The organism is Amycolatopsis sp. NPDC088138, from assembly GCF_044741685.1.
Taxonomy (GTDB): Bacteria; Actinomycetota; Actinomycetes; order Mycobacteriales; family Pseudonocardiaceae; genus Amycolatopsis.
In genome coordinates this window covers 410,589-435,568 of sequence record NZ_JBIUTB010000003.1, presented here as the reverse complement: position 1 = coordinate 435,568, position 24,980 = coordinate 410,589, and the positions used below count along the sequence as shown (strand labels likewise).

Annotated in this window: 29 protein-coding genes; 13 read left to right on the top strand and 16 right to left on the bottom strand. The window is 71.3% G+C overall.

The genetic code is table 11. The features are described 5' to 3' along the window. Both ACIOD2_RS17020 and ACIOD2_RS17015 read left to right on the top strand, forming a co-directional pair. Window positions 1-555 carry a hypothetical protein gene (locus ACIOD2_RS17020; protein WP_400538825.1) on the top strand — a complete coding sequence of 185 codons (555 nt, stop codon included), beginning with the start codon at window positions 1-3 and terminating at the stop codon, window positions 553-555. Continuing rightward, window positions 556-3,882 (top strand): error-prone DNA polymerase, encoded by a 3,327-nt coding sequence (locus ACIOD2_RS17015; protein WP_400538823.1) that lies wholly within the window; start codon window positions 556-558, stop codon window positions 3,880-3,882. 1 nt (window position 3,883) lies between these two features. Here ACIOD2_RS17015 and ACIOD2_RS17010 read toward each other — a convergent pair whose 3' ends face one another. From ACIOD2_RS17010 to ACIOD2_RS17000, 3 genes are read right to left on the bottom strand one after another with little or no spacing between them, the layout of a single operon-like run. Further along, the gene (locus ACIOD2_RS17010) at window positions 3,884-4,606 is read right to left on the bottom strand and encodes a class I SAM-dependent methyltransferase (RefSeq protein WP_400538821.1); all 723 of its coding nucleotides are present in this window, start codon (window positions 4,604-4,606) and stop codon (window positions 3,884-3,886) included. Window positions 4,607-4,637: 31 nt separating this feature from the next. Beyond that, window positions 4,638-5,066 (bottom strand): acyl-CoA thioesterase, encoded by a 429-nt coding sequence (locus tag ACIOD2_RS17005; protein WP_400538819.1) that lies wholly within the window; start codon window positions 5,064-5,066, stop codon window positions 4,638-4,640. Then, window positions 5,032-5,871 (bottom strand): helix-turn-helix domain-containing protein, encoded by an 840-nt coding sequence (locus ACIOD2_RS17000; RefSeq protein WP_400538817.1) that lies wholly within the window; start codon window positions 5,869-5,871, stop codon window positions 5,032-5,034. Before ACIOD2_RS17000 ends, ACIOD2_RS17005 begins: the two co-directional genes overlap by 35 nt. Window positions 5,872-5,948: 77 nt before the next feature. On the opposite strand from ACIOD2_RS17000, the gene ACIOD2_RS16995 reads away from it, so the two are divergent. Further along, complete coding sequence (locus ACIOD2_RS16995) at window positions 5,949-6,431, top strand: VOC family protein (RefSeq protein WP_400538815.1); 483 nt, start codon at window positions 5,949-5,951, stop codon at window positions 6,429-6,431. Window positions 6,432-6,475: 44 nt separating this feature from the next. Beyond that, complete coding sequence (locus ACIOD2_RS16990) at window positions 6,476-7,063, top strand: pentapeptide repeat-containing protein (RefSeq protein WP_400538813.1); 588 nt, start codon at window positions 6,476-6,478, stop codon at window positions 7,061-7,063. 52 nt (window positions 7,064-7,115) lie between these two features. Here ACIOD2_RS16990 and ACIOD2_RS16985 read toward each other — a convergent pair whose 3' ends face one another. Next, window positions 7,116-9,980, bottom strand: a complete 2,865-nt coding sequence (locus tag ACIOD2_RS16985) for a TNT domain-containing protein (RefSeq protein ID WP_400538811.1) — start codon at window positions 9,978-9,980, stop codon at window positions 7,116-7,118. Between the two features lie 187 nt (window positions 9,981-10,167). Here ACIOD2_RS16985 and ACIOD2_RS16980 point away from each other — a divergent pair, with 187 nt between their 5' ends. Next, window positions 10,168-11,025: a bifunctional methylenetetrahydrofolate dehydrogenase/methenyltetrahydrofolate cyclohydrolase gene (locus ACIOD2_RS16980; protein WP_400538809.1), complete on the top strand. Its 858-nt coding sequence runs from the start codon at window positions 10,168-10,170 to the stop codon at window positions 11,023-11,025. Beyond that, a complete protein-coding gene (locus ACIOD2_RS16975; RefSeq protein WP_400538807.1) occupies window positions 11,022-11,345 on the top strand; it encodes a DUF3017 domain-containing protein in 324 nt (107 codons plus the stop codon). The genes ACIOD2_RS16980 and ACIOD2_RS16975 overlap by 4 nt, the downstream gene beginning before the upstream one ends. On the opposite strand, the gene ACIOD2_RS16970 is transcribed toward ACIOD2_RS16975, so the two are convergent. The 3 genes from ACIOD2_RS16970 to ACIOD2_RS16960 all read right to left on the bottom strand — a co-directional run bounded on the left by ACIOD2_RS16970 (window position 11,342) and on the right by ACIOD2_RS16960 (window position 13,242). Next, a complete protein-coding gene (locus ACIOD2_RS16970; RefSeq protein ID WP_400538805.1) occupies window positions 11,342-11,563 on the bottom strand; it encodes a hypothetical protein in 222 nt (73 codons plus the stop codon). The genes ACIOD2_RS16975 and ACIOD2_RS16970 overlap by 4 nt on opposite strands. Further along, the gene (locus ACIOD2_RS16965) at window positions 11,535-12,722 is read right to left on the bottom strand and encodes an MFS transporter (protein WP_400538803.1); all 1,188 of its coding nucleotides are present in this window, start codon (window positions 12,720-12,722) and stop codon (window positions 11,535-11,537) included. Before ACIOD2_RS16965 ends, ACIOD2_RS16970 begins: the two co-directional genes overlap by 29 nt. A 196-nt stretch (window positions 12,723-12,918) precedes the next feature. Continuing rightward, window positions 12,919-13,242 (bottom strand): ArsR/SmtB family transcription factor, encoded by a 324-nt coding sequence (locus tag ACIOD2_RS16960; protein WP_400538801.1) that lies wholly within the window; start codon window positions 13,240-13,242, stop codon window positions 12,919-12,921. Between the two features lie 109 nt (window positions 13,243-13,351). Between ACIOD2_RS16960 and ACIOD2_RS16955 the strand changes: the two genes are divergently transcribed. The 3 genes from ACIOD2_RS16955 (at window position 13,352) to ACIOD2_RS16945 (ending at window position 15,675) form a co-directional block, all read left to right on the top strand. Continuing rightward, a complete protein-coding gene (locus ACIOD2_RS16955) occupies window positions 13,352-14,530 on the top strand; it encodes an MFS transporter (RefSeq protein ID WP_400538799.1) in 1,179 nt (392 codons plus the stop codon). 131 nt (window positions 14,531-14,661) lie between these two features. Next, window positions 14,662-15,096: a TrmH family RNA methyltransferase gene (locus tag ACIOD2_RS16950; RefSeq protein WP_400538797.1), complete on the top strand. Its 435-nt coding sequence runs from the start codon at window positions 14,662-14,664 to the stop codon at window positions 15,094-15,096. Window positions 15,097-15,108: 12 nt separating this feature from the next. Further along, complete coding sequence (locus ACIOD2_RS16945) at window positions 15,109-15,675, top strand: hypothetical protein (RefSeq protein ID WP_400538795.1); 567 nt, start codon at window positions 15,109-15,111, stop codon at window positions 15,673-15,675. Here the strand turns inward: ACIOD2_RS16945 and ACIOD2_RS16940 are convergent. Then, complete coding sequence (locus ACIOD2_RS16940) at window positions 15,672-16,253, bottom strand: HhH-GPD-type base excision DNA repair protein (protein ID WP_400538793.1); 582 nt, start codon at window positions 16,251-16,253, stop codon at window positions 15,672-15,674. The genes ACIOD2_RS16945 and ACIOD2_RS16940 overlap by 4 nt on opposite strands. Window positions 16,254-16,304: 51 nt before the next feature. Further along, window positions 16,305-17,084 (bottom strand): helix-turn-helix domain-containing protein, encoded by a 780-nt coding sequence (locus ACIOD2_RS16935; RefSeq protein WP_400538791.1) that lies wholly within the window; start codon window positions 17,082-17,084, stop codon window positions 16,305-16,307. Window positions 17,085-17,133: 49 nt separating this feature from the next. On the opposite strand from ACIOD2_RS16935, the gene ACIOD2_RS16930 reads away from it, so the two are divergent. After that, a complete protein-coding gene (locus ACIOD2_RS16930) occupies window positions 17,134-17,547 on the top strand; it encodes a DUF2000 family protein (protein WP_400538789.1) in 414 nt (137 codons plus the stop codon). A gap of 193 nt (window positions 17,548-17,740) precedes the next feature. Then, window positions 17,741-18,184 (top strand): hypothetical protein, encoded by a 444-nt coding sequence (locus tag ACIOD2_RS16925; RefSeq protein WP_400538787.1) that lies wholly within the window; start codon window positions 17,741-17,743, stop codon window positions 18,182-18,184. Window positions 18,185-18,232: 48 nt separating this feature from the next. Here ACIOD2_RS16925 and ACIOD2_RS16920 read toward each other — a convergent pair whose 3' ends face one another. Genes ACIOD2_RS16920 through ACIOD2_RS16905 form a run of 4 tightly spaced genes read right to left on the bottom strand, consistent with a single transcriptional unit; the run spans window position 18,233 to window position 20,467 of the window. Next, window positions 18,233-18,946, bottom strand: a complete 714-nt coding sequence (locus ACIOD2_RS16920; protein WP_400538785.1) for a hypothetical protein — start codon at window positions 18,944-18,946, stop codon at window positions 18,233-18,235. Next, window positions 18,943-19,542, bottom strand: coding sequence for a class I SAM-dependent methyltransferase (locus ACIOD2_RS16915; protein WP_400538783.1), 600 nt, complete (start codon window positions 19,540-19,542; stop codon window positions 18,943-18,945). The genes ACIOD2_RS16920 and ACIOD2_RS16915 overlap by 4 nt, the downstream gene beginning before the upstream one ends. Window positions 19,543-19,551: 9 nt before the next feature. Further along, the gene (locus ACIOD2_RS16910; protein WP_400538781.1) at window positions 19,552-19,932 is read right to left on the bottom strand and encodes a DUF2203 domain-containing protein; all 381 of its coding nucleotides are present in this window, start codon (window positions 19,930-19,932) and stop codon (window positions 19,552-19,554) included. Window positions 19,933-19,957: 25 nt separating this feature from the next. Further along, a complete protein-coding gene (locus tag ACIOD2_RS16905) occupies window positions 19,958-20,467 on the bottom strand; it encodes a hypothetical protein (RefSeq protein ID WP_400538779.1) in 510 nt (169 codons plus the stop codon). Window positions 20,468-20,725: 258 nt separating this feature from the next. Between ACIOD2_RS16905 and ACIOD2_RS16900 the strand changes: the two genes are divergently transcribed. Both ACIOD2_RS16900 and ACIOD2_RS16895 read left to right on the top strand, forming a co-directional pair. Continuing rightward, the gene (locus tag ACIOD2_RS16900) at window positions 20,726-21,949 is read left to right on the top strand and encodes an NADP-dependent isocitrate dehydrogenase (protein ID WP_247060730.1); all 1,224 of its coding nucleotides are present in this window, start codon (window positions 20,726-20,728) and stop codon (window positions 21,947-21,949) included. A gap of 200 nt (window positions 21,950-22,149) precedes the next feature. Beyond that, the gene (locus ACIOD2_RS16895) at window positions 22,150-22,446 is read left to right on the top strand and encodes an SH3 domain-containing protein (protein WP_400538776.1); all 297 of its coding nucleotides are present in this window, start codon (window positions 22,150-22,152) and stop codon (window positions 22,444-22,446) included. Window position 22,447: 1 nt separating this feature from the next. On the opposite strand, the gene ACIOD2_RS16890 is transcribed toward ACIOD2_RS16895, so the two are convergent. The 3 genes from ACIOD2_RS16890 to ACIOD2_RS16880 all read right to left on the bottom strand — a co-directional run bounded on the left by ACIOD2_RS16890 (window position 22,448) and on the right by ACIOD2_RS16880 (window position 24,862). Beyond that, window positions 22,448-22,996, bottom strand: a complete 549-nt coding sequence (locus tag ACIOD2_RS16890) for a permease (protein WP_400538774.1) — start codon at window positions 22,994-22,996, stop codon at window positions 22,448-22,450. A 79-nt stretch (window positions 22,997-23,075) separates the two neighbouring features. Then, window positions 23,076-23,660, bottom strand: a complete 585-nt coding sequence (locus tag ACIOD2_RS16885; protein ID WP_400538772.1) for a TetR/AcrR family transcriptional regulator — start codon at window positions 23,658-23,660, stop codon at window positions 23,076-23,078. A gap of 458 nt (window positions 23,661-24,118) precedes the next feature. After that, window positions 24,119-24,862, bottom strand: a complete 744-nt coding sequence (locus ACIOD2_RS16880) for an MBL fold metallo-hydrolase (protein WP_400538770.1) — start codon at window positions 24,860-24,862, stop codon at window positions 24,119-24,121. Window positions 24,863-24,980 lie beyond the last annotated feature (118 nt).

Below are 24,980 nucleotides of genomic sequence, written 5' to 3'. Positions count from 1 at the left end.
ATGGACGAGGACTACGCACGCCTGCTGCGCGACTGGTTGCTGGCCGACCCGGGGACGCCGCGGCCCCACCCGGAATCCGACGATGTGGTGATCCCGCTGCCCCGCGTTTCGGGGGAAAACCGCCGCCGAAACGCGGCGGACGATCGAAGGGGCCTGGAGCGGCCGCGCGATCCGGAGAGCCGGAACGGGCTGGAGGGTCAGCCTGCAGCGGAGGGGCTGGGGCAGCCGGGCGCACCGGAGATCCGGAGAGATGCGGAAGGCCAGCCCGCGGCTGAAGAGCCGGAGCAGCTGAGAGCCCCGGAGAGCCGGAGCGCGGCCGAGGAGCGGAGCCGCTGGAATCACCCCTCCAACTGGCACCGGCGGAAAGCCGCACGTGCCGAGATCCGTGATCGCGTGGCCGAACCCGAGGAGCCGAGCTGGCCTCCGCGCGACCCTGACGAAAAACCAAGTCCCCTCGACGAGCAGCGCCCCTGGCGGGAACTCGATGACGCCATCGAGCGAAGCCGCCGCCAAGCGCTTGACGCCGCCACAGACGACGAGAACCGGAGCCGCTAGATGGGGTGGAACAACCCGCCCGTTCCGTGGAAGGACCTCGCTCAGCGGCTGAGTGGGGATCTTCCGCCGGGGGACCACGGGGACAGCCCTGCCTGGGGCCGTCACCGCGAGGGTTACCGGCGGCCCGGTGACCTGCCCGGGCGGGGCAGCGACGACGGCGGGGAGGCCGTCCGGGTGCCCTACGCCGAGTTGCACTGCCACTCCAACTTCAGCTTCCTCGACGGCGCCAGCCACCCCGAAGAACTCGTCGAGGAGGCCGCGCGGCTGAACCTCGACGCCATCGCCCTCACCGACCACGACGGCATGTACGGCGTCGTGCGCTTTGCCGAAGCCGCGCGGGAACTCGGTGTGGACACCGTTTTCGGCACCGAGCTCAGCTTCGGGCTGAGCAACCCGCAGAACGGCGTCGCCGACCCCGAAGGCGAGCACCTCCTGCTGCTGGCGCGCGGTGACCAGGGCTACCGGGCCCTCTGCCGCGCCATCACCGCCGGGCAGCTGTCCGGCTTCGACGGCAAGAGCCCCAAGGCCGAGAAGGGACGTCCCGTCTACGACCTCGGTGCGGTCGCCGAGGAGGTCGCCGGGCAGTGCGTGGTGCTGACGGGCTGCCGCAAGGGCGCGGTGCGCTCGGCCCTCGTCACGCACGGCCCGGCGGCCGCCGCGGAAAGCCTCAAAAATCTCGTCGAAAGATTCGGCCACGACAACGTCTACGTCGAGCTGACCGACCACCGCCAGCCGCTCGACAGCACGCACAACGACCTGCTCGCCGAGATGGCGAAGGAGTTCGGGCTGCCGACCGTGGCCACCACCGCGGCGCACTACGCGCGGCCCGAGCGGGCCCGGCTGGCCGACGCCCTCGCCGCGATCCGGGCCCGGCGGGGGATCGACGAGCTCGAGGGCTGGCTGCCCGCGGACGGCGCCGCGTTCCTCCGCTCGGGCGCGGAAATGGACGTCATGTTCCGGCGTTACCCCGGCGCGGTGCGGCGATCGGCGTTGCTGGGCATCGAATGCGCGTTCCCGCTCAAGCTGATCGCGCCGAAGCTGCCGCCCTTCGACGTCCCCGAAGGCCACACCGAGACGACCTACCTGCGCGAACTGACCGAAGAAGGCGCGAAGAAACACTTCGACGGCAAGGACCACGAAGCAAAAGCGAGAAAACAGATCGACCACGAGCTGGCCATCATCGAAGAACTCGGCTTCCCCGGGTACTTCCTGATCGTCTGGGACATCGTGCGGTTCTGCAACGAGAACAAGATCCTTTGCCAGGGACGGGGTTCGGCCGCGAACTCGGCCGTCTGTTACGCCCTGGGCATCACCAAGGTCGACTCCGTCGCCCACGAGCTGCTCTTCGAACGCTTCCTCGCCCCGGACCGCGACGGCTACCCGGACATCGACCTCGACATCGAGTCCGACCGGCGCGAGGAGGCCATCCAGTACGTCTTCGAGAAACACGGCCGCCTGAGAACCGCGCAGGTCGCGAACGTCATCACCTACCGCGCGCGCTCCGCGGTCCGGGACGCCGCGCGGGCGCTGGGGTACTCACCCGGGCAGCAGGACGCCTGGAGCAAGCAGATCGACCGCTGGGGATCGTTGCGCACCACCGAAAAGGACCACGACCACGACATCCCGGACGAGGTCGTGCAGCTCGCCTTCGCGCTCGAGGACTTCCCTCGCCACCTCGGCATCCACTCCGGCGGGATGGTCATGTGCCAGGAGCCGGTGAGCCAGGTCGTGCCGGTCGAGTGGGCGCGGATGGCCGACCGCAGCGTGATCCAGTGGGAGAAGGAGGACTGCGCCGCCGCCGGCCTCGTCAAGTTCGACCTGCTCGGCCTGGGCATGCTCTCGGCGCTGCACTACATGCTCGACCTCGTCGAAGACTACAAGGACGAGAAGATCGACCTCGCCGAGCTCGACCTCACCGACCAGAACGTCTACGAGATGCTGTGCCGCGCCGACGCGATCGGCGTCTTCCAGGTCGAGAGCCGGGCGCAGCTCGCGACGCTGCCGAGGCTGAAACCCGACGAGTTCTACGACCTCGCCGTCGAAGTCGCGCTGATCCGGCCCGGCCCGATCCAGGGCGGCTCGGTGCACCCCTACATCCGCCGCAAGCAGGGCAAGGAGACCTGGACCTACGACCACCCGCTGCTGGAAAAGGCGCTGCACAAGACCAAGGGTGTGCCGCTGTTCCAGGAGCAGATGATGCAGATCGCGCTGGACGTCGCGAACTTCACCGCGGCGGAGGCCGACCAGCTGCGGCACGCGATGGGGTCGAAGCGGTCCGAGAAGAAGATGGACCGGCTCCGGCAGCGGTTCCTCGAAGGCGCCGCCGTGAACGGCGTCGAGGAAGAGCTCGCGAAGAAGATCTTCCTGAAGCTCAAGGCGTTCGCGAACTTCGGCTTCCCCGAGAGCCACGCGCTGAGCTTCGCGCACCTGGTGTTCTCCAGCGCCTACTTCAAGCTCTACCACCCGGACGCCTTCCTGGCCGGTCTCCTGCGCGCGCAGCCGATGGGCTTCTACTCACCGCAGTCGCTGGTCGCCGACGCGCGCCGCCACGGTGTCACCGTGCACGGCCCGGACATCAACCGCAGCCTGCCGCACGCGACGCTCGAAGTGATGCCGGACAAGGGAAAGCTGCACGCTGTACGCACCGGCTTGAGCACCGTCCGGTTGATCGGCGAGGAGCTGGCCAAGAAGATCGTCGAGGAAAGAGAAGAGGGCGACTTCACGGACATGGCCGACGTCGCCCGCCGCGTCCGGCTGACCACACCGCAGATCGAGGCGCTGGCCACGGCGGGGGCGTTCGAGAGTTTCGGCGGCGACCGCCGTCAGGCGCTGTGGACCGCGGGCGCGGTCGCCGGCGAACGCGCGGAGAAGCTCCCGGGCCTGATCAGCGCGCAGGCGCCGGTGCTGCCCGGGATGGACGGCCTCGACCTCGCGGCGGCGGACGTCTGGGCGACGGGTGTGTCGCCGGGCAGCTACCCGACCGAGTTCATCCGCGACCGCCTCGACGCGCTCGGTGTCGTCCCGGCCGATCGCCTAGCCGACCACGATGACGGCGCGCGCGTGCTGATCGGCGGCGCGGTCACCCACCGGCAACGGCCGGCGACGGCGGGCGGGATCACCTTCCTCAACATCGAGGACGAAACGGGGATGGTCAACGTGATCTGCACGCTCGGCCTGTGGCAGCGCTACCACCGCGTCGCGCGCAGCAGCCCGGCGCTGCTGATCCGCGGGGTGGTCGAGAAGGCCGACGGCGTGGTCAGCGTCCTCGCCGATCGCGTCGAGGCGCTGCCGATGCGGATCAAGGTGAAGTCGCGCGACTTCCAATGACTCAGGCGCGGCGGACGATCGTGATGATCTCCGGGCTGGAATCGGTCACGGGCGTGCGGTCCCAGTATCCGAACTGCTCGTCGACGACCAGCCCGGCTTCGGCGACAAAGGCGGAAAGCGTTGGCACGTCGAGGAAGCGCAGCGTGGACTCGCTGAACCGCGGCGCGTCCCAGTCCGGGCTTTCGAAGGTCGTCTTGAAGGTGACGCGGCCGTCAACGAAGGGGCCGGCGTCGTTCCACGAACGCACCGTGCCCGTTTGCGACACGTTCTCCGGCGTCCACCGTTCCCAAGCGCGACGCGCGGGATTGCGGGTGTCGAACCCGAAGCGGCCGTTGGGTTTCAGCGCACGCCGGATCGCCGCGAACGCCGTCCGCAGCTCGTCGTCGGTGAGCAGCACCTGGAACGCGTGCCCGGTCATCACCGCGAAGTCGAACTCGCTGTCCCACGGCGCGGTCGACAAATCGCCGAGCACCCATTCGACGTCGTCACGGCGGCGAGCCTGCGCGAGCATGCCTTCGGCCGGGTCGAGGCCGACCAGCCGTCCGGTGTGGCCGGACTCGCGCGCCCAGTGCAGCAAGGAACCGGTGCCGCAGCCGACGTCCAGCACCGACTCCGCGGCCATGATCATCGGCAGGTAGAACGCGAAGTCGCCGCTGCTCTCGCGCGGGTTGAGGGCGTCGTACAGCGCGGCGAGGCCGGCGTCGTCGAAGGCGTGATCAGGCACATCGCCAACGTAGTGACCGCCACGGAGGATCTCATCCGGTTTTCGGCGCGAGGCCGAGCAGCTCCGGACGCGCGGCCAGCTCACGCCAGTACGAGCCGGGGTCCGCGACCAGCCGCCGCCGGTCCAGGTCCAGCAGGCCCGAGACGCTCTCGACCTCGGCGACGAGCGTGCCGTCCGAGATCCGGAACTCCTGCGTCACCCGCGACGTCTTCCCGGTGCCCCAGTGGAATTCGCAGCCGACCTCGACCTCGCCGCCGCGCAGTTCACGCCGGAACCGCACGGTCGTCTCCAGGTTGACCGGCCCGATCCGGCGCGCGGTCAGCTCGGCCGGGTCGATCCCGGCGGCCTGGACGCACGTCCAGCGCGCGTGGTCGGCGTAGGCGAGGTAGGCCGGGCCGCGGACGTGGCCGTTGACGTCGAGGTCGTCAGCGCGCACCGCGATCGTCACGCGAAAGGTCATGTCCCGGATCTTCGCGGCGCGCGCCCGGCGGCGTCTGGAACTTTTCGGCCACGCGCACGAGCGCGGCGGGGGAGGAGCCGGACAGCCGTCGGCAGTCGCGGCCGAGGTGCGACTGGTCGGCGTACCCGAGGTCGGCGGCGACGGCGGCCAGTGACGTCCGCCGGGCGGCCAAGGGCTCCAGCCGGCGCAGGAACCGCTGGAACCGCCGGATCCGGTGCACCTGCTTCGGCCCGGCGCCGACCGCGTGCGCCAGGTGCCGCCGCAACGCGCGGTCGCTGACGCCCAGCTCGTCCGCGACGTCGGTGGTCCGCGTCCCCGGGCCGCCCAGCGCGTGGACCGCGGCCAGCACCCGCCGGTCGGGAGCCGCGCCGCGCCCGGCGACCAGTCCTTCGAGGACTTCCCGCTGTGCCAAGGGATCCTCGGTGGCGGCCAGGACGTCCGAAGCGCGTCGGGCGGTGGCGCCCCAGAGGTCGCTCAGTCGGGTCGCGCCCGCGGGCAGCTCCGCCATCGGCGTCCCCAGCACCGCGCCCGCCGCGCCGCACCGCAACCGCACACCGACCCGGGACGCCGAGGCCGGCACCCACAACCGCAGCGACGCGCCGGCCGTGACGACCACCGTGAGCGCGTCGCCGTCCCAGACCAGGTCCGCGCAGCCGTCCGGGAGCACGCGCAGCGGCCGCGCCCAGCCGGTGTGCCCGTGCCAGCCGCAGGCGACGACGTCCGCCAGCGCGGGCGGCGGCGCGAACTCGCGGTAGCTCGACCGCGTGCGCGCGGTGACCGCCAGCGGCCGCAGCGGAACTCCCATGACGCCAGTATGCAGCGGTCAGGATCCGTCCTAATTCGCCGTTAGCGTTGATGACACACCACTAAGGAGGAGGAACCATGGTCAACCCCGTTCCCGACGGCTACACGACGGTCACCCCGTGGATCATCGGCCACGACACCGCCGGGCTGCTCGACTTCCTGAAGCGCGCCTTCGACGCCGAGGAGCTCGGCCGCGTCGTCGGCGAAGACGGGAAGATCGGGCACGCCGAGGTCCGCATCGGTGACGCGGTCGTGATGGCCTTCGACGCCGCCGACGACTGGCCGGAAACCCCCGCGTACCTGCGGCTTTACGTGCCGGACAGCGAAGAGGCGCAGCGGCGGGCGGTCGAGGCGGGCGCGACCGAGGTGACGCGGCAGACGGAACTGTTCTTCGGCGACCGCGTCGGGCGGGTGCGCGACCCGTTCGGCAACCTCTGGTGGATCCAGACCCGGCTGGAGAACCTGGACGAAGCGGAGATGATGCGCCGCGCCCAGCTGCCCGAGTACGTCGCGGCGATGAACTACGTCCAGGGTGCGGACCTGGTCAACCGCCGTCCATAGTGGACGGTTGTGGCGCGGCAACGGCGGTGTGACACCCTGGGGCCGTGCTGGAAACCGGTGAGGACTACCGCGAAGCGGGGTTGTCCGGCCAGTGGTGGGAAAAGCGCCGGTTCACCGGCTGCGACTTCACCGGGGCGGACCTGAGCGGGCTGCAGACCCGCGGCTGCACGTTCGACGACTGCGACTTCAGCCGGGCCGACCTGTCGCGCTCGCGGCACGAGGCGTCGGCGTTCCGCTCGTGCACCTTCGACCGGACGGTGCTCGTCGACAGCCGCTGGACGTCGTGCTCGCTGCTGGGTTCGTCGTTCGGCGACAGCGGCTTCGGCGGGATCGCGCTCACCGAGTGCGACCTCTCGCTGGCGTCGCTCGCGAAGGCGCGGCTGCGCCGGCTCGGGCTCTCCGGGCTGCGGCTGCGTGAAGCGAACTTGACCGAGGCCGACCTGACCGGCGCCGACCTGCGCGGCAGCGACCTGACGGGCGCCCGCCTGCAGGCCGCGAAGCTCGACGGCGCGGACCTGCGCGGCGCGCGACTCGACGCGAACGCCCTGGTGCAGGCCGACCTCCGGGGCGCGCAGGTCGACATGGAGACCGCGATCGCCTTCGCCGCCGCGCACGGCCTGGTCGTCCGCTAGACAGAAAACCGGCGGCGAGCAGGAAGCTCGCCGCCGGTTTCAGCAGACAGACTCAGTCGATCGGCGGTTCACCCGGGTCGAGCTCGAGCAGGGCACCGTCGGCGACCAGCTCCTCGATCGACGCCGGGAGCAGGTACGCCGACCCGCCACCGGGCTGGTTGAACCACGGGATCGCGACGCCGGCCAGCGTCTCCAGCGGCCGCTGCACGCGGTACACGTGGTACGGCCGGTTGATCCACTCCGGCACCAGCGAGCGCTCGGCGAACGGCGTGCCCGCCGCGTACGTCAGGTTGCCGTTCGGGCCGCCGAAGCGGTCCAGCTCGCTGCCCGCGGGCAGCTCACGCAGCTCCTTGCCGCGGAACAGCGTCAGCGGCGGCTCACCGGACATCGGCCCGATCGGCCACTGTTGGTTGCCGCCGCCACCACCACCGCCGTTGACGGCCGGGCGGGCCGGCTCCGGACGCTGCGGTGACGTCCCCGGCGGGATCATCGGAGCGCCCTGGGGCACCGGCGCCAGGACCGTCGGTGCGGCCTGCGGCGGCTCACGCCGCGGCGGTGCCGGGGCCGCGGGCGGCGGTCCGGCCTGCTGCTGCGCGAGCTGCTGCTGGGCCACCGGCGGCGGACCGGCGGGCACCGGCGCGGGCACGGGCGGACCGGAGGGCCGCGGCGGGGTCGGCGGCTCGTCGTCTTCGAGGTCCCCGAACAGCTCGTCGGCGCTGGTGAACGCCGTCTGCTCCTGCGGGGGCACCGGCTCGGGCTTGCGGACCGGGTAGGAGCCGGTCGCGATCTCCGGCGACAGCGTCGCGACGACCCGCTGCGGCGCCGGTTCCGGCTCGGGCTCGGGTTCCGGTTCGGGCTCCGGCGCGGGCGGCTCCTCGGCGGGGACGTGGCCCTCCGGGTGGAGCAGCAGCTTGCCGAGCATGAACGCGGCCGCGTCCTCGGCGTCGCCGAACACCGCCGGGTTGCTGAGCTTGCCGTCGTACCAGCCGACGCGCCAGCCGTCCTCGACCTGCTCGACGCTCCAGCCGTGCTCGGCGGGTTCGCCCAGCTTGTAGCCGCTTTCCGGGACGTCGAGCTCGTCCAGCTTGGTCTGCAGCCCGGCCAGCACGGGGTGGTCGGGGGTCTCGCGGCGCAGCGCCCGGCGCCCCGACCGCGGGGTCGTCTGCGGGGCGGGCTCGGCCTGAGCGGCCGGCTGCGGGGCCGGCGGCTCCGGCACCGGCAGCACACCGGGCACCTCGGGCTGGGTGATCATGGTCGGCGGGCCCGGGTCGAACGCGGCGGCGTGCGCCGGCTCGTCCTCCTGGTCCGGCTGGAACGCCGCGTGCGAGGGCTCGTCGTCGTGCTGCGGACCGGCGTCGTCCCGCAGGGCCGGCTGGAACACGGTCCGCCCGGCCGGGTCCTGCGTGGGCTCGAAGGCGGCGTGGGCCGGTTCGTCGTCCTGCGGGAACGCGGCGTCGTCCTCGTGCCGGCCCGGCTGGAAGGCGGCGTGCGACGGCTCGTCGTCCTGCTCGGGCTGACCGGCGTCGAACGCCACGCCGTCGTGCGGCGGCTGGAAGGCCCCGCGGCCCGGCTCTTCCCCGATCGGCTGATCGGGCACGTACTCGGCGGTCTCGTCAAGATCCGGCACCCGGCCGGGCTCCGGCGTGGTGCCGTTCGACCCGGCCTGCTCGTAGTGGCCGTCTTCGGCGTACTGGTCGTCCTCGGCGAAGCGGTCCTCGAACTCCTGGGCGTCGTAGCCGTCCTCGGCGTACTCACCCTCTTCGGCGTACTCCGGCTGCGCCTCGTTCTCGTAGTGCTCCTCGGCCGGGGCCTCGGGTTCGGCCGAGTGCGTCAGCAGCGGCGGCTCGACCTGCGCCGGCGGCTCCTGGTGCTGCTGCGGTGGCGCGGCAGGCGGCGCCGGTGCCGCGGCGGCGGCCATCGCGGCCGGCGGCGGGCCCGCGGGGGCCTGCGGCGGTGCCTGCTGCTGTGGCATCTGCTGCTGCGGCGGCGGGCCCGGGGGTGGACCTTGCGGCGGCGGTCCGCCGGGGCCCGGGCGCTGCTGCGGCGGATGCTGGTTGCCCCGGGTCAGGTACGCCCCGGCGGCCTGCAGCGTCGGCTCGTCGACCGGCGGCAGCTTGAAGCCGACCGCGCGGACGTGCTCGACCAGGTCCGGCTCCGGCGAGACGCCGTACTTGTCGAGGTAGAAGTTGACGGCGGCGGGCCAGATCCACTGGCCGTCGCTGTGGAACGCGACCGGGACGGTCGCCTCGGGCGCCTGCGCCAGCCTGTCGATGTCGTACCCGCGCTCGGTCACGACCAGCGGCGCGCGGTTCAGGTACTCCAGCAGGCGGTCCTGCTCGTCGACCTCGAGCTCCGGCCGGTTGATCACCGGACGGCCCGCCGGGCCGATCGTGTCGAAGATCCGGGCGATCCGGAAGTGCGGGCCGGGCTGCTCCGGGCCGAGCCCGGACATCCGCCGGATCAGCCACTCGGGCACGTTCTCCTCCGTGCGGGGGAACATGCGGAGTTCGTCCGAATAGGCCTGTGGGGGTGGCGCGAGGTTCCACACGGGTTCGTCGCGGTTGTACTCGAGGTTGTAGCTGGACGGGTGGTCCAGCTGGTACCTCGCGTTGAACCACGTGCCTCGGCCGTCGCGGTACATGCCACCGCGCAACCGTCCGAAGAGGGTCGCGATGTCGTGGGTGGCGAGCCATTCGTGCACCGTGCCGTCTTCGGTGACGATCTCGCCGGTCAGCTCGTGGTACCTCCCGACGGCTCGGTACTCCGCGCTGACCTTGCGCCAGTCGCGGGGGGCGGCGCGCAGCAAAGCCAGCCCGATCTGCTTCACCAGGGTGTCCTGCTCCGTCGCGTTCAACTGCGTCGTCGGTTGTGCCACGGGGACATTTTGACTGTTCGCGCGCGCGAGTGCACCCCGCATGTGGGTTTTGCCGCTCCGCCGCCCGGCGGCACACGGTCTGACCTCGGGTGATGCGACGTGCCATAGATCACAGGTTGATCGCGGGCAAGATCACCGGGGGCCGCTCGGGAGTAGCGATCACTCTACGCGTTGCGACCGCGTACGCCTGGAAGCGACGCGCGGGGGCCTCTTTGCCAGAATGGACCCCGTGACGGCGAAGATTCTCGACGGCAAGGCCACCAAGAACGCCATTTTCGCGGAGCTCGAGCCGCGCGTCGCGGCGCTGGCCGCGAAGGGTGTGACACCGGGCCTGGGCACTGTCCTGGTTGGAGACGACCCGGGCTCGCACTCGTACGTGCGGATGAAGCACGCGGACAGCGGGAAGATCGGGGTCAACTCGATCCGCCGCGACCTGCCGGCCGACATCACCCAGGAGAAGCTCGAGGCCGTCATCGACGACCTCAACGCCGACCCGGCCTGTCACGGCTACCTCGTCCAGCTGCCGCTGCCGAAACACCTCGACGCGAACCGCGTGCTGGAGCGCGTCGACCCGGACAAGGACGCCGACGGCCTCGCGCCGGTCAGCCTCGGCCGGCTCGTGCTGGGCGAACCGGGCGCGCTGCCGTGCACGCCGTACGGGATCGTCGAGCTGCTGAAGCGCCACGGCGTCGAGCTGAACGGCGCGCGCGTCACCGTCGTCGGCCGCGGTATCACCGTCGGCCGCACGCTGGGCCTGCTGCTGACCCGCCGCAGCGAGAACGCCACCGTCACCTTGTGCCACACGGGCACCCGCGACCTCGCCGCGGAGGTTCGCCGCGCGGACATCGTGGTCGCCGCGGCCGGCGTGCCGGGGATCATCACGCCGGACATGGTCGCCCCGGGCGCCGCGGTGCTCGACGTCGGTGTGTCCCACGTGGACGGCAAGCTCACCGGCGATGTTCACCCGGACGTGGCCGAGGTGGCGGGCTGGATCTCGCCGAACCCCGGCGGTGTCGGCCCGATGACCCGGGCGATGCTGGTGAGCAACGTCGTCGAAGCGGCGGAGCGATCCGTCCAGGCCCGATGACCATGACCGAAGACCGGCGGGACCAGCGGGACCGCCGGCCACGGCAGGCGAGGTTCACCCAGCTGCCGTTCGCGGCGGTTCTGCTGGTGGCGGCGGTCGCCGCCCTGCGGATCTTCCAGTACCACTGGCGCGAGGGCGCGGCGCTGATCGGCGCCGCGCTCCTCGTCGCCGCGGTGCTGCGGGCGGTGCTGTCGACGGAGAAGGCCGGGCTGCTGGCGATCCGCGGCAAGGTCGTCGACATCATCACCTACGTGGGCCTGGCCGCCTTGATCCTCTTCGTGGCCCTGACGATCATCGGCGGCCCGCTCAGCTCCTCTTAGGACGCCATCGCGAGTTCGCGGCGCTCGGCCTTGGCCTCACGACGGTCCAATGTGCCCGAGACGATCGCGAGCGACAGGCCGAAGACGGCCAGGAGCGCGCCGACCCAGTTGGGGGCGAGCAGGCCGAGGCCGCCGGCGATGACCAGGCCGCCGAGGTAGGCGCCGCATCGAGCACTGCGGCGATGTTGGTCATGACGCCATCGCGAGTTCGCGTTCACGTCGTTCGACGCGGGCTTCGCGACGGTCCAATGTGCCCGAGACGATCGCCAGCGAGAGGCCGAAGACGGCCAGGAGTGCGCCGACCCAGTTGGGGGCGAGCAGGCCGAGGCCGCCGGCGATGACCAGGCCACCGAGGTAGGCCCCGATCGAATTGGCGATGTTGAACGCCGACTGGACCGCCGCCGAGACCAGCGACGGGGTGCCGCCGGCCTTCTCCATGATCCGCGCCTGCATCATCGGGCCGATCATGAACCCGGCGACGCCGACGAAGAAGATCGTGATCGCGGCGCCGACCTTGCCCTGCGCGGTGATGGTGAACACACCCAGCACGCACGCCAGCGCGAGCAGCGCCGCGTACAGGCCCGGCATCAGGGCCTTGTCGGCCAGGCGGCCGCCGAGCAGGTTGCCGATCGTCATGCCGACGCCGGCCAGGGACAGCAGCAGCGTGACGTTCGACGGCGAGTAGCCGGCGACGTCGGTCAGCATCGGCGTGATGTAGCTCAGGCAGGCGAACACGCCGCCCAGCCCGAACGTGACGATCGCCAGCGCCAGGTGCACCTGCGGCCGCTTGAACGCGCCGAGCTCGGTGCGCAGCGACGCTTCGGCGGGCTTGCCCTGGTGCGGCACCAGCTTGGCGATGGCGGCCGCGGCGACCAGCCCGATCACGGCGACGACGCCGAAGGTGGCGCGCCAGCCGACCTGCTGGCCGAGCAGCGTGCCCAGCGGCACGCCGATGACGTTCGCCAGGGTCAGGCCGAGGAACATCATCGACACGGCCTTGGCGCGCTGGCCGGGGCCGACGAGACCGGACGCGACGACCGCGCCGGCGCCGAAGAACGCGCCGTGGGGCAGCCCGGCGAGGAACCGGAACGCGACACCGAACTCCTGGTTCGGCGAGAGCGCGAAGAGGGCGTTGCCCAGCGTGAACAGGCCCATCATGGCCAGCAGCATGGTCTTGCGCGGCAATCGGACGGCGGCGGCCGTGAGCAGCGGGGCGCCGACGACGACGCCGAGGGCGTATCCGGAGATGAGGTAGCCGGCGGTCGGGATGTCGACGCCGAAATCGGCAGCCGTCTGGGGCAGCACGCCCATCATGACGAACTCGGTGGTCCCGATGCCGAAGGCTCCGATGGCGAGCGCGAGCAGCGCGACGGGCACGGCACTCCTTTCAGGGTGAGAAATCGATTACTTGGCCGAACCGAAGTGAATCTTCTGGATCGGTTCAGCCGGGGGGCAAAAAGGAAGACAGCCATGCGGCACCGACGCCGTGAGCTGCCCTATGCACAGTCCAACCGACGAAGAGGGTCGTTGTCATCCCGATAACGGGTGACGATCCACACCTGTGCCGCGTGGGTCAGCGAGGCGCCGCGAGAACGCCGTCCAGCAGGCCCGGGAACAGGGCGTCAAGATCCTTGCGGCGCAACGAGTTGAACCGGGTCGTGCCCACCTGACGGCCCGCGACGACACCGGCCTGCCGCAGGATGCCCAGGTGGTGGGTGATTGTGGACTTGGTCACCGAGACGGTCAGCGCGCCGCACGAGAGTTCGCGCTCCGACGCGGCCAGCTGCCGGACGATCGCCAGGCGGACGGGGTCGGCGAGGGCGCGGAGCACGCCTTCGACGGTGATCTCGTCGCGCTCGGGGTAGACGAGCGGCGGCAGGGTGACGGACTTGGCCATGGGTCCATAGTACGACGCCGGTCGAAATTGTCGCCCCTCCGTAGTACGGTCATCATCGAACTACGACGTTCGTCGAACCAATCACCTGCTCGCTTGGGGGGCTTCACCTATGTCCGCACCCTCGCCTTCGAGGATCTCGGTACTCGCCTTCGGCGCGTTCGGCGTCGGGACCAGCGGTTACATCGTCGCCGGCCTGCTGCCCGCGCTGACCGGTGAGCTGCACGTCTCCGCCACCGCCGCGGCGCAGCTCGTGACCGCGTTCGCCATCGCGTACGCGATCGGCTCGCCGCTGTTCGCCGCCGTCACCGGCACCTGGGAACGCCGCACGCTGCTGGTCGCCGCGCTCGCCGTCACCGCGGCCGGCAACCTGTTCGCCGCCCTCGCGCCCGGTTACGGCACGCTCCTGGTGGCCCGGGTGGTGACCGCGATCGGTGCCGCGGTGTTCACCCCGGCGGCGAGTGCCGTCGCGGCCCAGCTGACCAGCCCCGAACGCCGGGGCCGCGCGATCGCGCTCGTGTTCGGCGGCCTGACCGTCGCGCTCATCTTCGGCGTCCCGCTGGGCAGCCTCATTTCGCAGCACCTCGGCTACCGGACGGCGTTCGCGCTGGTCGCGGCCTTCTCCCTGGCCAGCGCGGCGGCGGTGCAGGTCGCGCTGCCGAAGGTCGCGGCGCCGCCGCGGGTGAGCCTGAGCGAGCGGTTCGCCGCCGGCCGCGACCCGCGCGTGCTCGTCATGCTGGCCGTGACGGTCCTCGGGTGCCTCGCCGCGTTCATGGTCTACACGTTCGTGTCCCCGCTGCTGGCCGCGACCGCGGGTGTCCACGGCACGGCGGTCACGGTGCTGCTCTTCTGCTACGGCGTCGGCGGGGCGGTCGGCAACTTCGCCGGTGGCCGGGCGGCCGACCGCTGGGGTTCCCGCGCGCCGCTGCTCGTCGTGACGGCCGGGATCACCGTCGTGCTGGCGCTGCTGCCGATCGCGACGACGACGCCGATCGCGGCCGGCGTCACGCTGTTCGTGTGGGGCGTGGCGACGTGGTCGTTCAGCCCGCCGGTGCAGCACCGCCTGATCGAGCTGGCCCCGGGCCACGCGGGCCTGGTGCTCTCGCTCAACGCGTCGGCGATCTACCTGGGCGTCGGCCTGTCGGGCGTCGTCGGCGGCGCGGTCCTCGACTCCGCCGGTCCGCGGGTGCTGCCCGAGGTCGCGGCCGCGCTCACGCTCGTCGCGCTGCTGCTGGTGAGCGTAGCGTGGGGCCGGGTCCGGGAACGCCGTGAAGAGGTCGCCGTCGGCTAAACTCGAGGCATGGTCGACAACATTGGAGGCTCCGCGCCTCGGCGCCGGTGAGCCCCTCGGTCCGGGTCCGCACGCCACGCGAGCTGCGGGAAGCCCGGCGAAGCAAGTCACATCCCTGTTGGGGCCACCTGGTGGCCGCCCCGCTCTGGCCGTTGCACGGCGTCAACCTCGGCACCCTGCTGCGCACCTGTGACGCCGTCGGCGCGTGCCTCGCCGTGCCGCGGTTCCCGTGGGTGCCGGAGGCGCTGCGGCGCGGGAACACGTTGCGGCGCCCGGCATGCGTGCACTGGGTGCACGATCCGCCGGGCTGGCTGAACCGCGAACGGGCGGCGGGCACGCGGGTCGTCGGCGTCGAGCTGGCCGAGGAAGCCGTGCGGCTGGCCGACTTGCCGCCTGCCCGCGGCCGCACCATCGCGGTGCTGGGCCACGAGCAGACCGGCATCCCGCCGGAGGCCTTGGACCTGCTCGACACCGTCGTCGAGATCCCGATGGTGGGCACCGGCGCGAGCCTGAACGTCGCGGTGGCGGGCAGTCTCGTGTTGTACAAACTCGCTGGCCTGCTGTGAAAGGGTTGGTGCGTGGTGGTTTGCGAGGCGGTGGCGGAGAACGCGTCCTGGTGCGCTCTGGTCAGCGGCGGCGGACGGTTCGGCCCGCGGGCCTGGACGAGCCGCCGTCGCACGCCCGGGTACTACCCGGACGCGGTGACGCTCGACCCGCGCGCCACCGCGGCCGACATCCTGCCGTTCGTCGACGATTCGCCAGGCTGCTCGGTGAAGGACAGCTTCGCGACGCTCGACCTCTCCGGCGAGGGCTTCGCGGTGCTGTTCGACGCGACGTGGATCGCTTGCGGCCCAGGCGTTCCCGAACCGGGCTGGCACCGCAGCACCGAGCACGGTTACCCGGTCGACGACTCGGTCGTGGTGCTGGCCCGCGGGGACGACGTCGTCGTCGCGCACCGCGGCGCCGGCGTCACCGGCCTGTCGAACTTCGAAGGGCCACCGCGGCGGTGGCCGGGCGCGGTCGCGGCGGTGGCGTCGGCCTTCCCCGGCGCCCCGGTGGTCGGCTACGAACACGGTGACGCGCTGCGGGTCGCCTTCGACCACAGCGCGGAGCCGCTCGGCCCGTTGCGCGTGTGGGTGCGCTAGCCGGCGGCGGCCGCCGCTTTGGCGGCCTTCTTGAACGCGCGGACCTGGGCGAGCGTCTCGGCGTTGGTGACGTCCGCGATGGACCGGCGGGAACCGCGGTCACCGTAGGCACCGGCGACCTCGCGCCAGCCCTTCGGCGCGACACCGCGCTGCTTGCCGAGCAGCGCGAGGAAGATCTTCGCCTTCTGCTCGCCGAAACCGGGCAGCGCGCGCAGTCGCTTGAGGACCTCGGCGGCGTCGGGCTTCGGGCGCCCGGCGGTCCAGATCCCGTCCGTGTGGCCGTCGTAGGTCTCGATGATGTGCTGGGCGAGCGCGTGGACGCGGCGTGCCATGGAGCCGCCGTAGCGGTGGATCGCGGGCGGTACGACGCACATCTCGACGAACGTTTCGACGTCGGTCGCGGCGATCTTGGCGATGTCGAAGCCGTCCATCCGGTCGGCGATCTTCCGCGGGCCCGCGAAGGCGTGCTCCATGGGGTACTGCTGGTCCAGGAGCATGCCGACGAGCAGGGCGAACGGATCGTCGTTGAGCAGCTTGTCGGCCGCGGGGTCGCCGGTGAGGTGGAGTTCGCGCAGCATGCCGACATCTTGACACAAGAGCTTTCTTCGAACGTGCTCGATCGTGCCCGGTCAGCGGGTTTTCGAGTACCGGGCGGGTGTGGTGCCGAGGTAGCGCTTGAAGTGCCGCGTCAGGTGCGCCTGGTCGGTGAAGCCGGCGGCCGCGGCGACGTCGGCGGCGGGCGCGCCGTCGAGCAGCAGCCGCCGGGCCCGGTCGACGCGTCGGCCGGTGAGGTAGCGGTGCGGCGGCAGGCCGAACCGCGCGCCGAAGCAGCGCACGAGGTACGCGGGGTGCGCTCCGAGCGTGTCGGCGGCTTCGGCGAGCGTCATCGCTTCGGGCAGCTTCGCGTCGAGCAGATCGCGAAGCTCGTCGGCGAGCCCGCGTTTCGGTTCGTGAGCCGTGGGTTGCCCGAGGTGGACGCGCAGCCGGTCGGCGACCAGCGCGAGGCGGCTTTCGGCCTCGAACGCGTCGCCGGGGTCGGCCAGTGACTCGTGCAGCTGGTGGATCCGGGTGCGCAGCAGGCCGTCGGCGAGGCTCGGGCGGTCGACGGCCGCGCCGATCAGGTCCTCGCCCAGCACCGGCGCCTCCAGGTACAGCACGCGCTTGCGGAAGCCGTGGCTGGTCGCGGCCCGCCCGTCGTGCGCGACGTTCGGCGGCAGCAGCGTCACCGCCGGGCCGAGCGCGCCGTGGTGGTGGCGGTCCAGGTCGTAGCGGATGACGCCGTCGTCGACGATCAGCAGCGTCCACGTGTCGTGCGTGTGCAGCGGGTAGGCGTGCGTGATGAACCGCGCGTGGAAGACCTCGGCGATCCCCGGGACCGCCGGCCGCCAAGCCGAGACGCGCGCCTCCATGTCAAGAACGTACAAGACGCGGGCGTCGGCGGCGGGCGACGCTTTTCGCATGAGTTCCTTCGACACGAAGATCGCCGTCCTGCTGCGTGACGACCTGGCGTCCTGGCAGCGGCTCAACGTCACCGCGTTCCTGGTCAGCGGCCTCGCGCACGTCAAGTCCGAGCTGATGGGCGAGCCCTACGAAGACGCCGACGGCACGGCCTACCTGCCGATGTTCGGCCAGCCGGTGCTGGTCTTCTCCGGCACCGCGGACGTCCTCACCGCGGCGCACGGGCGCGCCCTCGGCCGCGGCCTGCGCCTCTCGATCTTCACCGACGAGCTGTTCCACACGGGCAACGACGCCGACAACCGGGCGGCGGTCCGCGCGGTGCCGGGGGAGAAGCTGGCGCTGGCGGGCCTGGCGCTGCACGGCCCGAAGAACGCCGTGGACAAGATCCTCAAGGGCGCGTCGCTGCACCGGTGACCGGGACACCGGAAACCGTTGCACGGCTCGGCGAAAAGTGGCGAACCGCGCAAACCCGGCGCGCGGGTCGCGACCGGTGCCATCATCGCCGTCAGTGCCGCGGGAGGCGGCCCTGACTGGGGAGGTTGTTGATGAAATCCTTGCTGCGTACCGGTGTTCTCGCCGCGTCACGCTGGCGCTGGGTCTGGCCGTCGTGCCGGTGGCGTCGGCGGATCCGGTGTCGACGGTCGCGTACACCTCGGAAGACCACGCGCACCCGCTGAAGGGCTCCGCGAGCTACTCGGCGCCGGGTGACGAGATCGCCGTCTTCGAGTCCAACGGCGTGCTGTGGATCGACGTCCAGTCCGGCCTGAAGGACCTGAACGTCGAGCTGAGTCCCCCGGCCGGGGAGACCCTGCACACCGGGACCTACACGGGCGCGCGGTTCCGCGGTCAAGGCGACCCGGCGCTGGCCGGCCCGGGGATCTTCGTCTACACGGGCGGTCTGGTCTGCGGCGACGACTACGCCGACTTCACGATCGACCGCCTCGACCGGTCGGCCGACGGAAAGGTGACGGACTACGACGGAACGTTCGTCCAGCGTTGCGGCACCCCGGACGGCCCGGCCACCCGCGGCGAGGTCCACTTCCACGCCTGACGCGCGTGAGGGGCACCCTCATGGCGCTTAAGTCCATGAAGGTGCCCCTCACGGCCTGAGGCGCTCCAGGGGCGGGAGCGCCCCGGTCGTCAGCCAGGTGACCCAGTCGGCCGGGGCGAACACGCAGTTCCCGCACCACACGCGGCTCGCGGTCCCGGCCGCGAGCAGCCGGACGGCCTGCCACAGGCCGTCGTCCGCGTCGTGGCGGTCGAGGGTCAGGCGGTCACTGGCGGTCCGGCAGAAAACGCCGGTTTGGGAAGTCGCCAGCCGGTCCCGGCGCTGCAGGAACCAGCCGTCGGGATCGGCGGGCGTGTTCGCCTCGCCGCCGAGAATCCGCCAGGTCACCGTGGGGCCGAGGGCCTCCTGCCACCGCGCGGGGTCCAGCGGGGCGGTGAGCCGCACGGTGCAAGCGTTTGCGGAAGGAGCCGGGAGCACCGGCCGCCGCTCGGTCCGCAGCAGCTTCGTCTCGAAGGCGGGTGCCGTCACGCGGACCCGGAGGGGCGCGATGAACTCGACCGTGACCAGCCCGCTGTCTTCCCAGCACCAGGGTTCTTCCAGCGAGTGGCCCGCGACCGGCGGCCCGGCCATCTCCAGCTCGCCCTGATCGGCGCTGAGCTCCCAGACCTCGATGCCACTGACCTCGCCCGGCGTCAACCGGTAGTCGGTGTACGCCTCCAGCCGCAGGGTGACCCGGCCCGCGTCCGAGGTGACGTCCGTGAGGTGGCCGTCGGCGAACCGCGACAGCCAGTCCTCGAGCTTCACGGAGCCGCCGCGTGCACCACGAAGACACTCCGCGACCCGACCGCGAACGTCTTCGCCGAGACGTCCACGAACCCCGCCGCCAGCGCCCCGGCCCCAGCCTCGTCCGTCGGGAACGTGAGGTCCTTCGGCACCAGCTCCGCGAACTGCCCGGACGGCTGGAACCGCAGCCCCGACACCACCGAGAACGCCAGCCGCCCGCCCGGCCGGAGCACACGCAGCCAGTCGGCGAACGCCACCGCGCCCAGGAAGTGCAGCGAGGACGCGCACAGCACGACGTCGGCCGTGTGGTCTTCGGCCGGCATCGGCACCGCCGGCCCGACCTGCCACGTGATCACGCCCGACGGGTCCAGCGAAGCCGCCTTCGACTCGGCTCGGGCGATCATCGCCGGGGACAGGTCCACGGCGAGCACGCGCGACGGCTTCAGTCGCAACGCTTCGTACGCCGCGAAGCCCGTCCCGCACGCGACGTCGAGGACCAGCTCGGGACCGTCCGGCAGGGGCGCGACCAGCGCCTCCGCCACCGAAGCGTGGAAGGGATCTTCGTCGTAGCGCTCGGCCGTGCCGTCGAAGACGGCGGCCCTGCTGTCGTGGTCCACGACCTCAACCTAGCCGGGACGACCAGCGGTTTTCAGTGGCCGGCGGCCCGCGAAGCCGAGGTCGGTCCGGTGGTACCAGCCCAGCTCCGGGTCGCCTTCGAGCCAGCAGAGCAGGACGTCCGTGCCGTCCAGCTCGGCCGGGAAGTCGACCAGCAGCGGCGCGAAGCCCTTCAGCTCGGCGCCGGTGTGCTGCACCGTGGTCATCAGGTCGTCGAGCCGGGCCTGCGCGGCCTTCCACTCGGGCAGCCCGCCCAGCTCGGTCGCCCGGCCACCCGGCCGCAGCGACGCGGCCAGCTCGGCCGCGTCGGCGCGGACGCGCACCAGTTCGTCGAGGACCGGCCGCAGCCGCTTCAGTTCGTCACATGCCTCCGCGACGGTGAACAGTCCCATCCGCCGATTTTGCCATCGGCGCTCGTCAGGCTTCGCGGCGCCGCCGGACCAGCGCGTTGGCCAGGCCGCTGCCCACGAGCAGGAAGCCGACACCCAGCAACCCGCCGATGAACAGGAAGTCCATGACGCCGTAGGCGATGTCGCTCTTCGGCATCAGGTTGACCAGCTTGAAGCCCCATTCGGGCACGGCCATCGCGGCGACGCCGGGCAGCACGCCGTAGATCAGCCCACCCAGGATCGGGCCGACGGCGGACAGCGCCCCGAGCGCGGCGACGACCAGCAGCAGGATCGCCCCGCCGGCCAGCAGCGCGATGCCGAGCGGGTCGCGGTTGGTGCTCAGGGTCGCCTGGATCAGTTGTTGCTGCCGCAGCCCGCCCCAGCTCAGCAGTCCCAGCGCGACCGGGGTGAGCAGCAGCCCGCCCAGCGCGCTCACCAGGTGTGCGACACCCCGGCGCGGCCGCTCGTCGAGCACGTCCGCAGGCTCTTCGTAGTCCTCGTATTCGTCTTCGTATTCGCTGTACCGATGGGTCGACATGGCCGTCACCTCCCGCATGATGAGTTCACGGATGGCATCGTGCCCTGGTTCACCCCATCGCGCGACGATCGCTCTGCGAGCGGTCGGATCGGGTGACCGGCGGGTCGTGCCCGGTGATCCCGGCCACAATCCACGGGTGGAGACTTGATGCCGACCACTACTTGAACCATCCAGCTGCGTCAAGCAGTACGCTTGTACCGCTACCGGCGAGACTTATAGAGAAGAACGCGAAGATCCGCGGAAGGAGCACCGCTGCTCATGGCCAAGATCAAGGTCCAGGGCACCGTCGTCGAACTCGACGGCGATGAGATGACCCGCATTATCTGGCAGTTCATCAAGGACAAGCTGATCCACCCGTACCTGGACGTGAACCTGGACTACTACGACCTGGGTATCGAGGAGCGGGACCGCACCGACGACCAGGTCACGATCGACTCCGCGAACGCGATCAAGAAGCACGGCGTCGGCGTCAAGTGCGCCACGATCACGCCGGACGAGGCGCGGGTCGAGGAGTTCGGCCTCAAGAAGATGTGGCTGTCCCCGAACGGGACCATCCGCAACATCCTCGGCGGCGTGATCTTCCGCGAGCCGATCGTCATCCAGAACATCCCGCGGCTGGTGCCGACGTGGACGAAGCCGATCATCATCGGCCGGCACGCCCACGGCGACCAGTACAAGGCGACCAACTTCAAGGTCCCCGGCCCGGGCACGCTGACCATCAGCTACACCCCGGACGACGGCTCCGAGCCGATGGAGTTCGAGGTCGCGAAGTTCCCCGAGGGCGGCGGCGTCGCCATGGGGATGTACAACTACAAGAAGTCGATCGAGGACTTCGCGCGCGCGTCGCTCCAGTACGGTCTCGACCGCGGCCTGCCGGTGTACCTCTCCACCAAGAACACGATCCTCAAGGCCTACGACGGCCAGTTCAAGGACGTCTTCGAGGAGATCTTCCAGGCCGAGTTCAAGGCCGACTTCGACGCCAAGGGCATCTCCTACGAGCACCGCCTGATCGACGACATGGTCGCCGCGGCGATGAAGTGGGAGGGCGGCTACGTCTGGGCGTGCAAGAACTACGACGGTGACGTCCAGTCCGACACGGTCGCGCAGGGCTTCGGCTCGCTCGGCCTGATGACGTCGGTGCTGCGCACGCCGGACGGCCGGACCGTCGAGGCCGAGGCCGCGCACGGCACGGTCACCCGGCACTACCGCCAGCACCAGCAGGGCAAGCCGACGTCGACGAACCCGATCGCGTCGATCTACGCCTGGACCCGCGGCCTCGAGCACCGCGGCAAGCTGGATGGCAACCAGGAGCTCATCGGCTTCGCGAACAAGCTGGAAGAGGTCGTCGTCGAGACGGTCGAGTCCGGCCAGATGACGAAGGACCTGGCGCTGCTCATCAGCAAGGACCAGCCGTTCCAGACGACCGAGGAGTTCCTCGCGACGCTGGACGACAACCTGGCCAAGAAGATCGCCCAGGGCTGATCGAACGACGGAAGCCCCCTTCCCGGAATGCCGGGAAGGGGGCTTTTGCGTGGCTCGGACGGACACGGTGCGTCACCGCCGGGGCGGTTTGGTTGGCGCCTCCGGGTGGTTAGGCCACCCGGTGCTGTTCGTCCGGGTAAAGGATTGCCTACCCTTGGCGCAGGACGGGATTCGTGGTGAAGGAAGGCGTGGTCCTCGTTATGTCGAAGAAAACGCTGATGATTCTCGGTGCCATCGTCGCGGTCATCGTCATCTACGCGCTGAACACGGACAAGCAGGCGTCGGGAGCCTCGGCCACGGGATGCAAGGTCACCGTGACCGCGGACGTCCTCAACGCCCGCGAGACCGCAGACGGCAACGCGAAGATCGTCGGGAAGTACCTGCGTGACGCCCAGTTCGACGCCCTGCCCGGCGTCCAGAACGGCTTCCGGAAGGTGGCCGACGACAAGTGGGTCGCCGCCGCGTTCACCGCGCCGGTCGAGGGTTCCGCCTGCTGACCTACACCCCCAGGAGGTCGGTGCCCAGGGTGATGACCCCGCACAGCGCGGCGGTCAGCCCCAGCACCCGCGCGCGTTTCGGGTCGTGCTTGGCCGCAGCGCGCCAGTAGAGGCCGATGCCGACGGCCAGCATCAGCAGCTCGACGACGGCCGAGACGGCGGGCAGCCGCCAGAGCCCCAACCCGAACGTCGGCAGGTCGCCGGCGTTGCCGGGCAGGATCGGCAGGTCCGCGCGGTGCACGACGAGGTCGAGCAGCCAGTGCGAGAACACGACGGCGCCCAGCACCAGGCCGGCTTCCCGGCCGAGCCGCCACGCGGCGACGGCGCCGAACAGTGCGGCGAGCACGAGCGCGCCGACGAGGGAGTGCGTGTAGTCGGCGTGGATCACGCCGCCGCCGTACCCCTCGCCGTCGATGGTCTCGACGCCGGTCAGGTAGAGCGGGACGAACACGACGTCCAGCCACGCGGTGGCGAGCATGAGCGTCCACACGGGAATGGCCGGGCGGCCGGCCTTGACCGCGGCCGCCAGCCCGAAGTGCCCGGCGATCATCTGCGGGCCTCCGTCCACGGGAAGCGGGCGTCGAGCACACCCAGCCCGACGGTGAACAGCAGTACGGCGATGATGAAGGTCATCGTGGATTCTCTTTCTCTGCATAGGTTTCGAGGCCTTGGACGAGCATGGTCTTGAGGACTTCGAAGCTCTGGCCGACGTCCTCGGGCCGCCCGAACCCGCCGGAGGCTTCGAGTCCCGCGAAGCCGTGGACGGCCGCCCGAAGACAGCGCGTCGCGTGCACGGCCCGCGCGTGGTCGAAGCCGTAGGGCCGCAGCACGGCGAAGACGACTTCGGCGACGGCGTGGGTAGCGATGCTCAACTCGGCGTCACCCCGATCGGGATCGCTGCTCAGCGCGGCGGTCCGGTGTGGGTGTTTCCGCAGGTAGTCGCGATAGGCATCGGCAAGGGCGGCGACGGCGTCGGCCCCGCCCCGCCCGGTGGCGGCGGTGCGCAGGGCATCGGCCATCTCCTGGACGACCCGCAGGTCGATGAGCCGCCGCAGGTCCCCGAGGTTCTTGACGTGCTTGTAGAGCGACGGCGCGGCGACCCCGGCCCGCTCGGCGACCTTGGCGAGGGTGAGGTCGTTGGGCCCGCTTTCGTCGACGATCCCCAGCGCGAGGTCGACGACGGCGGTGGTGGTGAGCCCGGCTCTAGGCGACATGGTTCGACTGGCTATGAGGCATAGCTTTAAAGCTACGATCCATAGCCATTGGCGTCAAGGTGCGTTTTTTGTCGGTGGTCGCTGCTAGAACTGATCCCGACGGAAGTTGCAGGTCGGCGAGGGGATCGCCGAGGGAGGAGGGTTGCTTGGGCGGTGGGTGCGCCATGGCGGCGGTGGTGTCCGCGGAGTCTCCAGGGGGAGTTTCGCGGGCGAGCAGGCCGCTGAATGGCGGCCTGAGTGGCTGTGCGCGTGGGAGGCCGAGGTCGCGGCTGAACGCCGAGCCACGGGGCTGTGCACCGTGCTGGGGAGCGCGGGCGGCGTGGTCGAGTGGCGGCCAGGGGCGTGGTGCGCTGGGGAGTGCATGCGTCCGGGGGAAGTCGCGCGCTGCGCTGGGGAGCGCAGCGGTGATGCAGGTCGTCCGGAGGAGGATCGAGCCCGGGGACCGTGCCTGACGGGGGTCAGAGCACGACGGTGAGATCCTCCTCCGCGACCAGCACTTCCCCGTCGAACTCGGCGCCGGCCTCGGCTGCCGCCGCGGCTCGGTCGGTGCCCGGCCAGAAATGGGTGAGCAGGAGCCGCCGGGCGCCGGCGGCCGCTGCCCAGTGGCCGGCCTCCGCCGCGGTCAGCAGGAAGCGGGGGCCGTCGGGTGGCGTCCGGTGGGTGGCGTCGCTGACGAGCAGGTCCGCGTCGCGGCCCAGGTCCGCCAGCACCGGCGACGGGCCCGTGTCGCCGGTGTACGCCACCGTCAGGCCGGGCGCGGTGAGCCGCACGCCGAAGCTCGGCACGTGGTGCGGCAGCGCGAACGTCGTCAGCCGGAACGGTCCGAGCGTCGTCGGCTCGCCGAGGTCGTGCACCTCGAACAGCTCACTCGGGTCCGGGCGCGGCTCCAGCGCTTCGAGCCGCCGGACGGTGCCGGGCGTGCAGTGCAACGGCAGCCGCGGCCGGCCGGGCGACCGGTCCTGGACGGTGAAGTGCCAGGCTCGCCCGAGCGCGCTCACGTCCGCGCAGTGGTCGGGGTGTTCGTGCGTCACGACGACGGCGTCGGGCAGCCGGTCCCGGCTGTGCGCGAACAACCGCGAGGCGGCGCCGTACCCGAGGTCCAGCACGACGCGGAACCCGTCGTGTTCGAGCAGGAACCCGGTGCACGCCCGCCCGGCCTCCGGGAACGCCCCGCAACTGCCGAGCACCGTCAGCTGACTCATGCCAGGCAGTCTGACAGAGCGGTCGCGTCCCTCGCCCCGATTTCGCCGCCCGGACCACGGCGCGCGCCCGAAGGCTTGCCATGCCCACGACCGCCAGCGCCGCGCCCCGCGGCCTGCC

Excerpts from the sequence above, each read along its gene's own strand:
- ACIOD2_RS17020 (WP_400538825.1), top strand. The coding sequence starts at position 1 with ATGGACGAGGACTACGCACGCCTGCTGCGCGACTGGTTGCTGGCCGAC.
- ACIOD2_RS17015 (WP_400538823.1), top strand. The coding sequence starts at position 556 with ATGGGGTGGAACAACCCGCCCGTTCCGTGGAAGGACCTCGCTCAGCGG.
- ACIOD2_RS17005 (WP_400538819.1), bottom strand. The coding sequence starts at position 5,066 with ATGACCTTTCGCGTGACGATCGCGGTGCGCGCTGACGACCTCGACGTC.
- ACIOD2_RS17000 (WP_400538817.1), bottom strand. The coding sequence starts at position 5,871 with ATGGGAGTTCCGCTGCGGCCGCTGGCGGTCACCGCGCGCACGCGGTCG.
- ACIOD2_RS16995 (WP_400538815.1), top strand. The coding sequence starts at position 5,949 with ATGGTCAACCCCGTTCCCGACGGCTACACGACGGTCACCCCGTGGATC.
- ACIOD2_RS16985 (WP_400538811.1), bottom strand. The coding sequence starts at position 9,980 with ATGCGGGGTGCACTCGCGCGCGCGAACAGTCAAAATGTCCCCGTGGCA.
- ACIOD2_RS16975 (WP_400538807.1), top strand. The coding sequence starts at position 11,022 with ATGACCATGACCGAAGACCGGCGGGACCAGCGGGACCGCCGGCCACGG.
- ACIOD2_RS16960 (WP_400538801.1), bottom strand. The coding sequence starts at position 13,242 with ATGGCCAAGTCCGTCACCCTGCCGCCGCTCGTCTACCCCGAGCGCGAC.
- ACIOD2_RS16955 (WP_400538799.1), top strand. The coding sequence starts at position 13,352 with ATGTCCGCACCCTCGCCTTCGAGGATCTCGGTACTCGCCTTCGGCGCG.
- ACIOD2_RS16940 (WP_400538793.1), bottom strand. The coding sequence starts at position 16,253 with ATGCTGCGCGAACTCCACCTCACCGGCGACCCCGCGGCCGACAAGCTG.
- ACIOD2_RS16935 (WP_400538791.1), bottom strand. The coding sequence starts at position 17,084 with ATGGAGGCGCGCGTCTCGGCTTGGCGGCCGGCGGTCCCGGGGATCGCC.
- ACIOD2_RS16930 (WP_400538789.1), top strand. The coding sequence starts at position 17,134 with ATGAGTTCCTTCGACACGAAGATCGCCGTCCTGCTGCGTGACGACCTG.
- ACIOD2_RS16910 (WP_400538781.1), bottom strand. The coding sequence starts at position 19,932 with ATGGGACTGTTCACCGTCGCGGAGGCATGTGACGAACTGAAGCGGCTG.
- ACIOD2_RS16905 (WP_400538779.1), bottom strand. The coding sequence starts at position 20,467 with ATGTCGACCCATCGGTACAGCGAATACGAAGACGAATACGAGGACTAC.
- ACIOD2_RS16900 (WP_247060730.1), top strand. The coding sequence starts at position 20,726 with ATGGCCAAGATCAAGGTCCAGGGCACCGTCGTCGAACTCGACGGCGAT.
- ACIOD2_RS16895 (WP_400538776.1), top strand. The coding sequence starts at position 22,150 with ATGTCGAAGAAAACGCTGATGATTCTCGGTGCCATCGTCGCGGTCATC.
- ACIOD2_RS16890 (WP_400538774.1), bottom strand. The coding sequence starts at position 22,996 with ATGATCGCCGGGCACTTCGGGCTGGCGGCCGCGGTCAAGGCCGGCCGC.
- ACIOD2_RS16885 (WP_400538772.1), bottom strand. The coding sequence starts at position 23,660 with ATGTCGCCTAGAGCCGGGCTCACCACCACCGCCGTCGTCGACCTCGCG.
- ACIOD2_RS16880 (WP_400538770.1), bottom strand. The coding sequence starts at position 24,862 with ATGAGTCAGCTGACGGTGCTCGGCAGTTGCGGGGCGTTCCCGGAGGCC.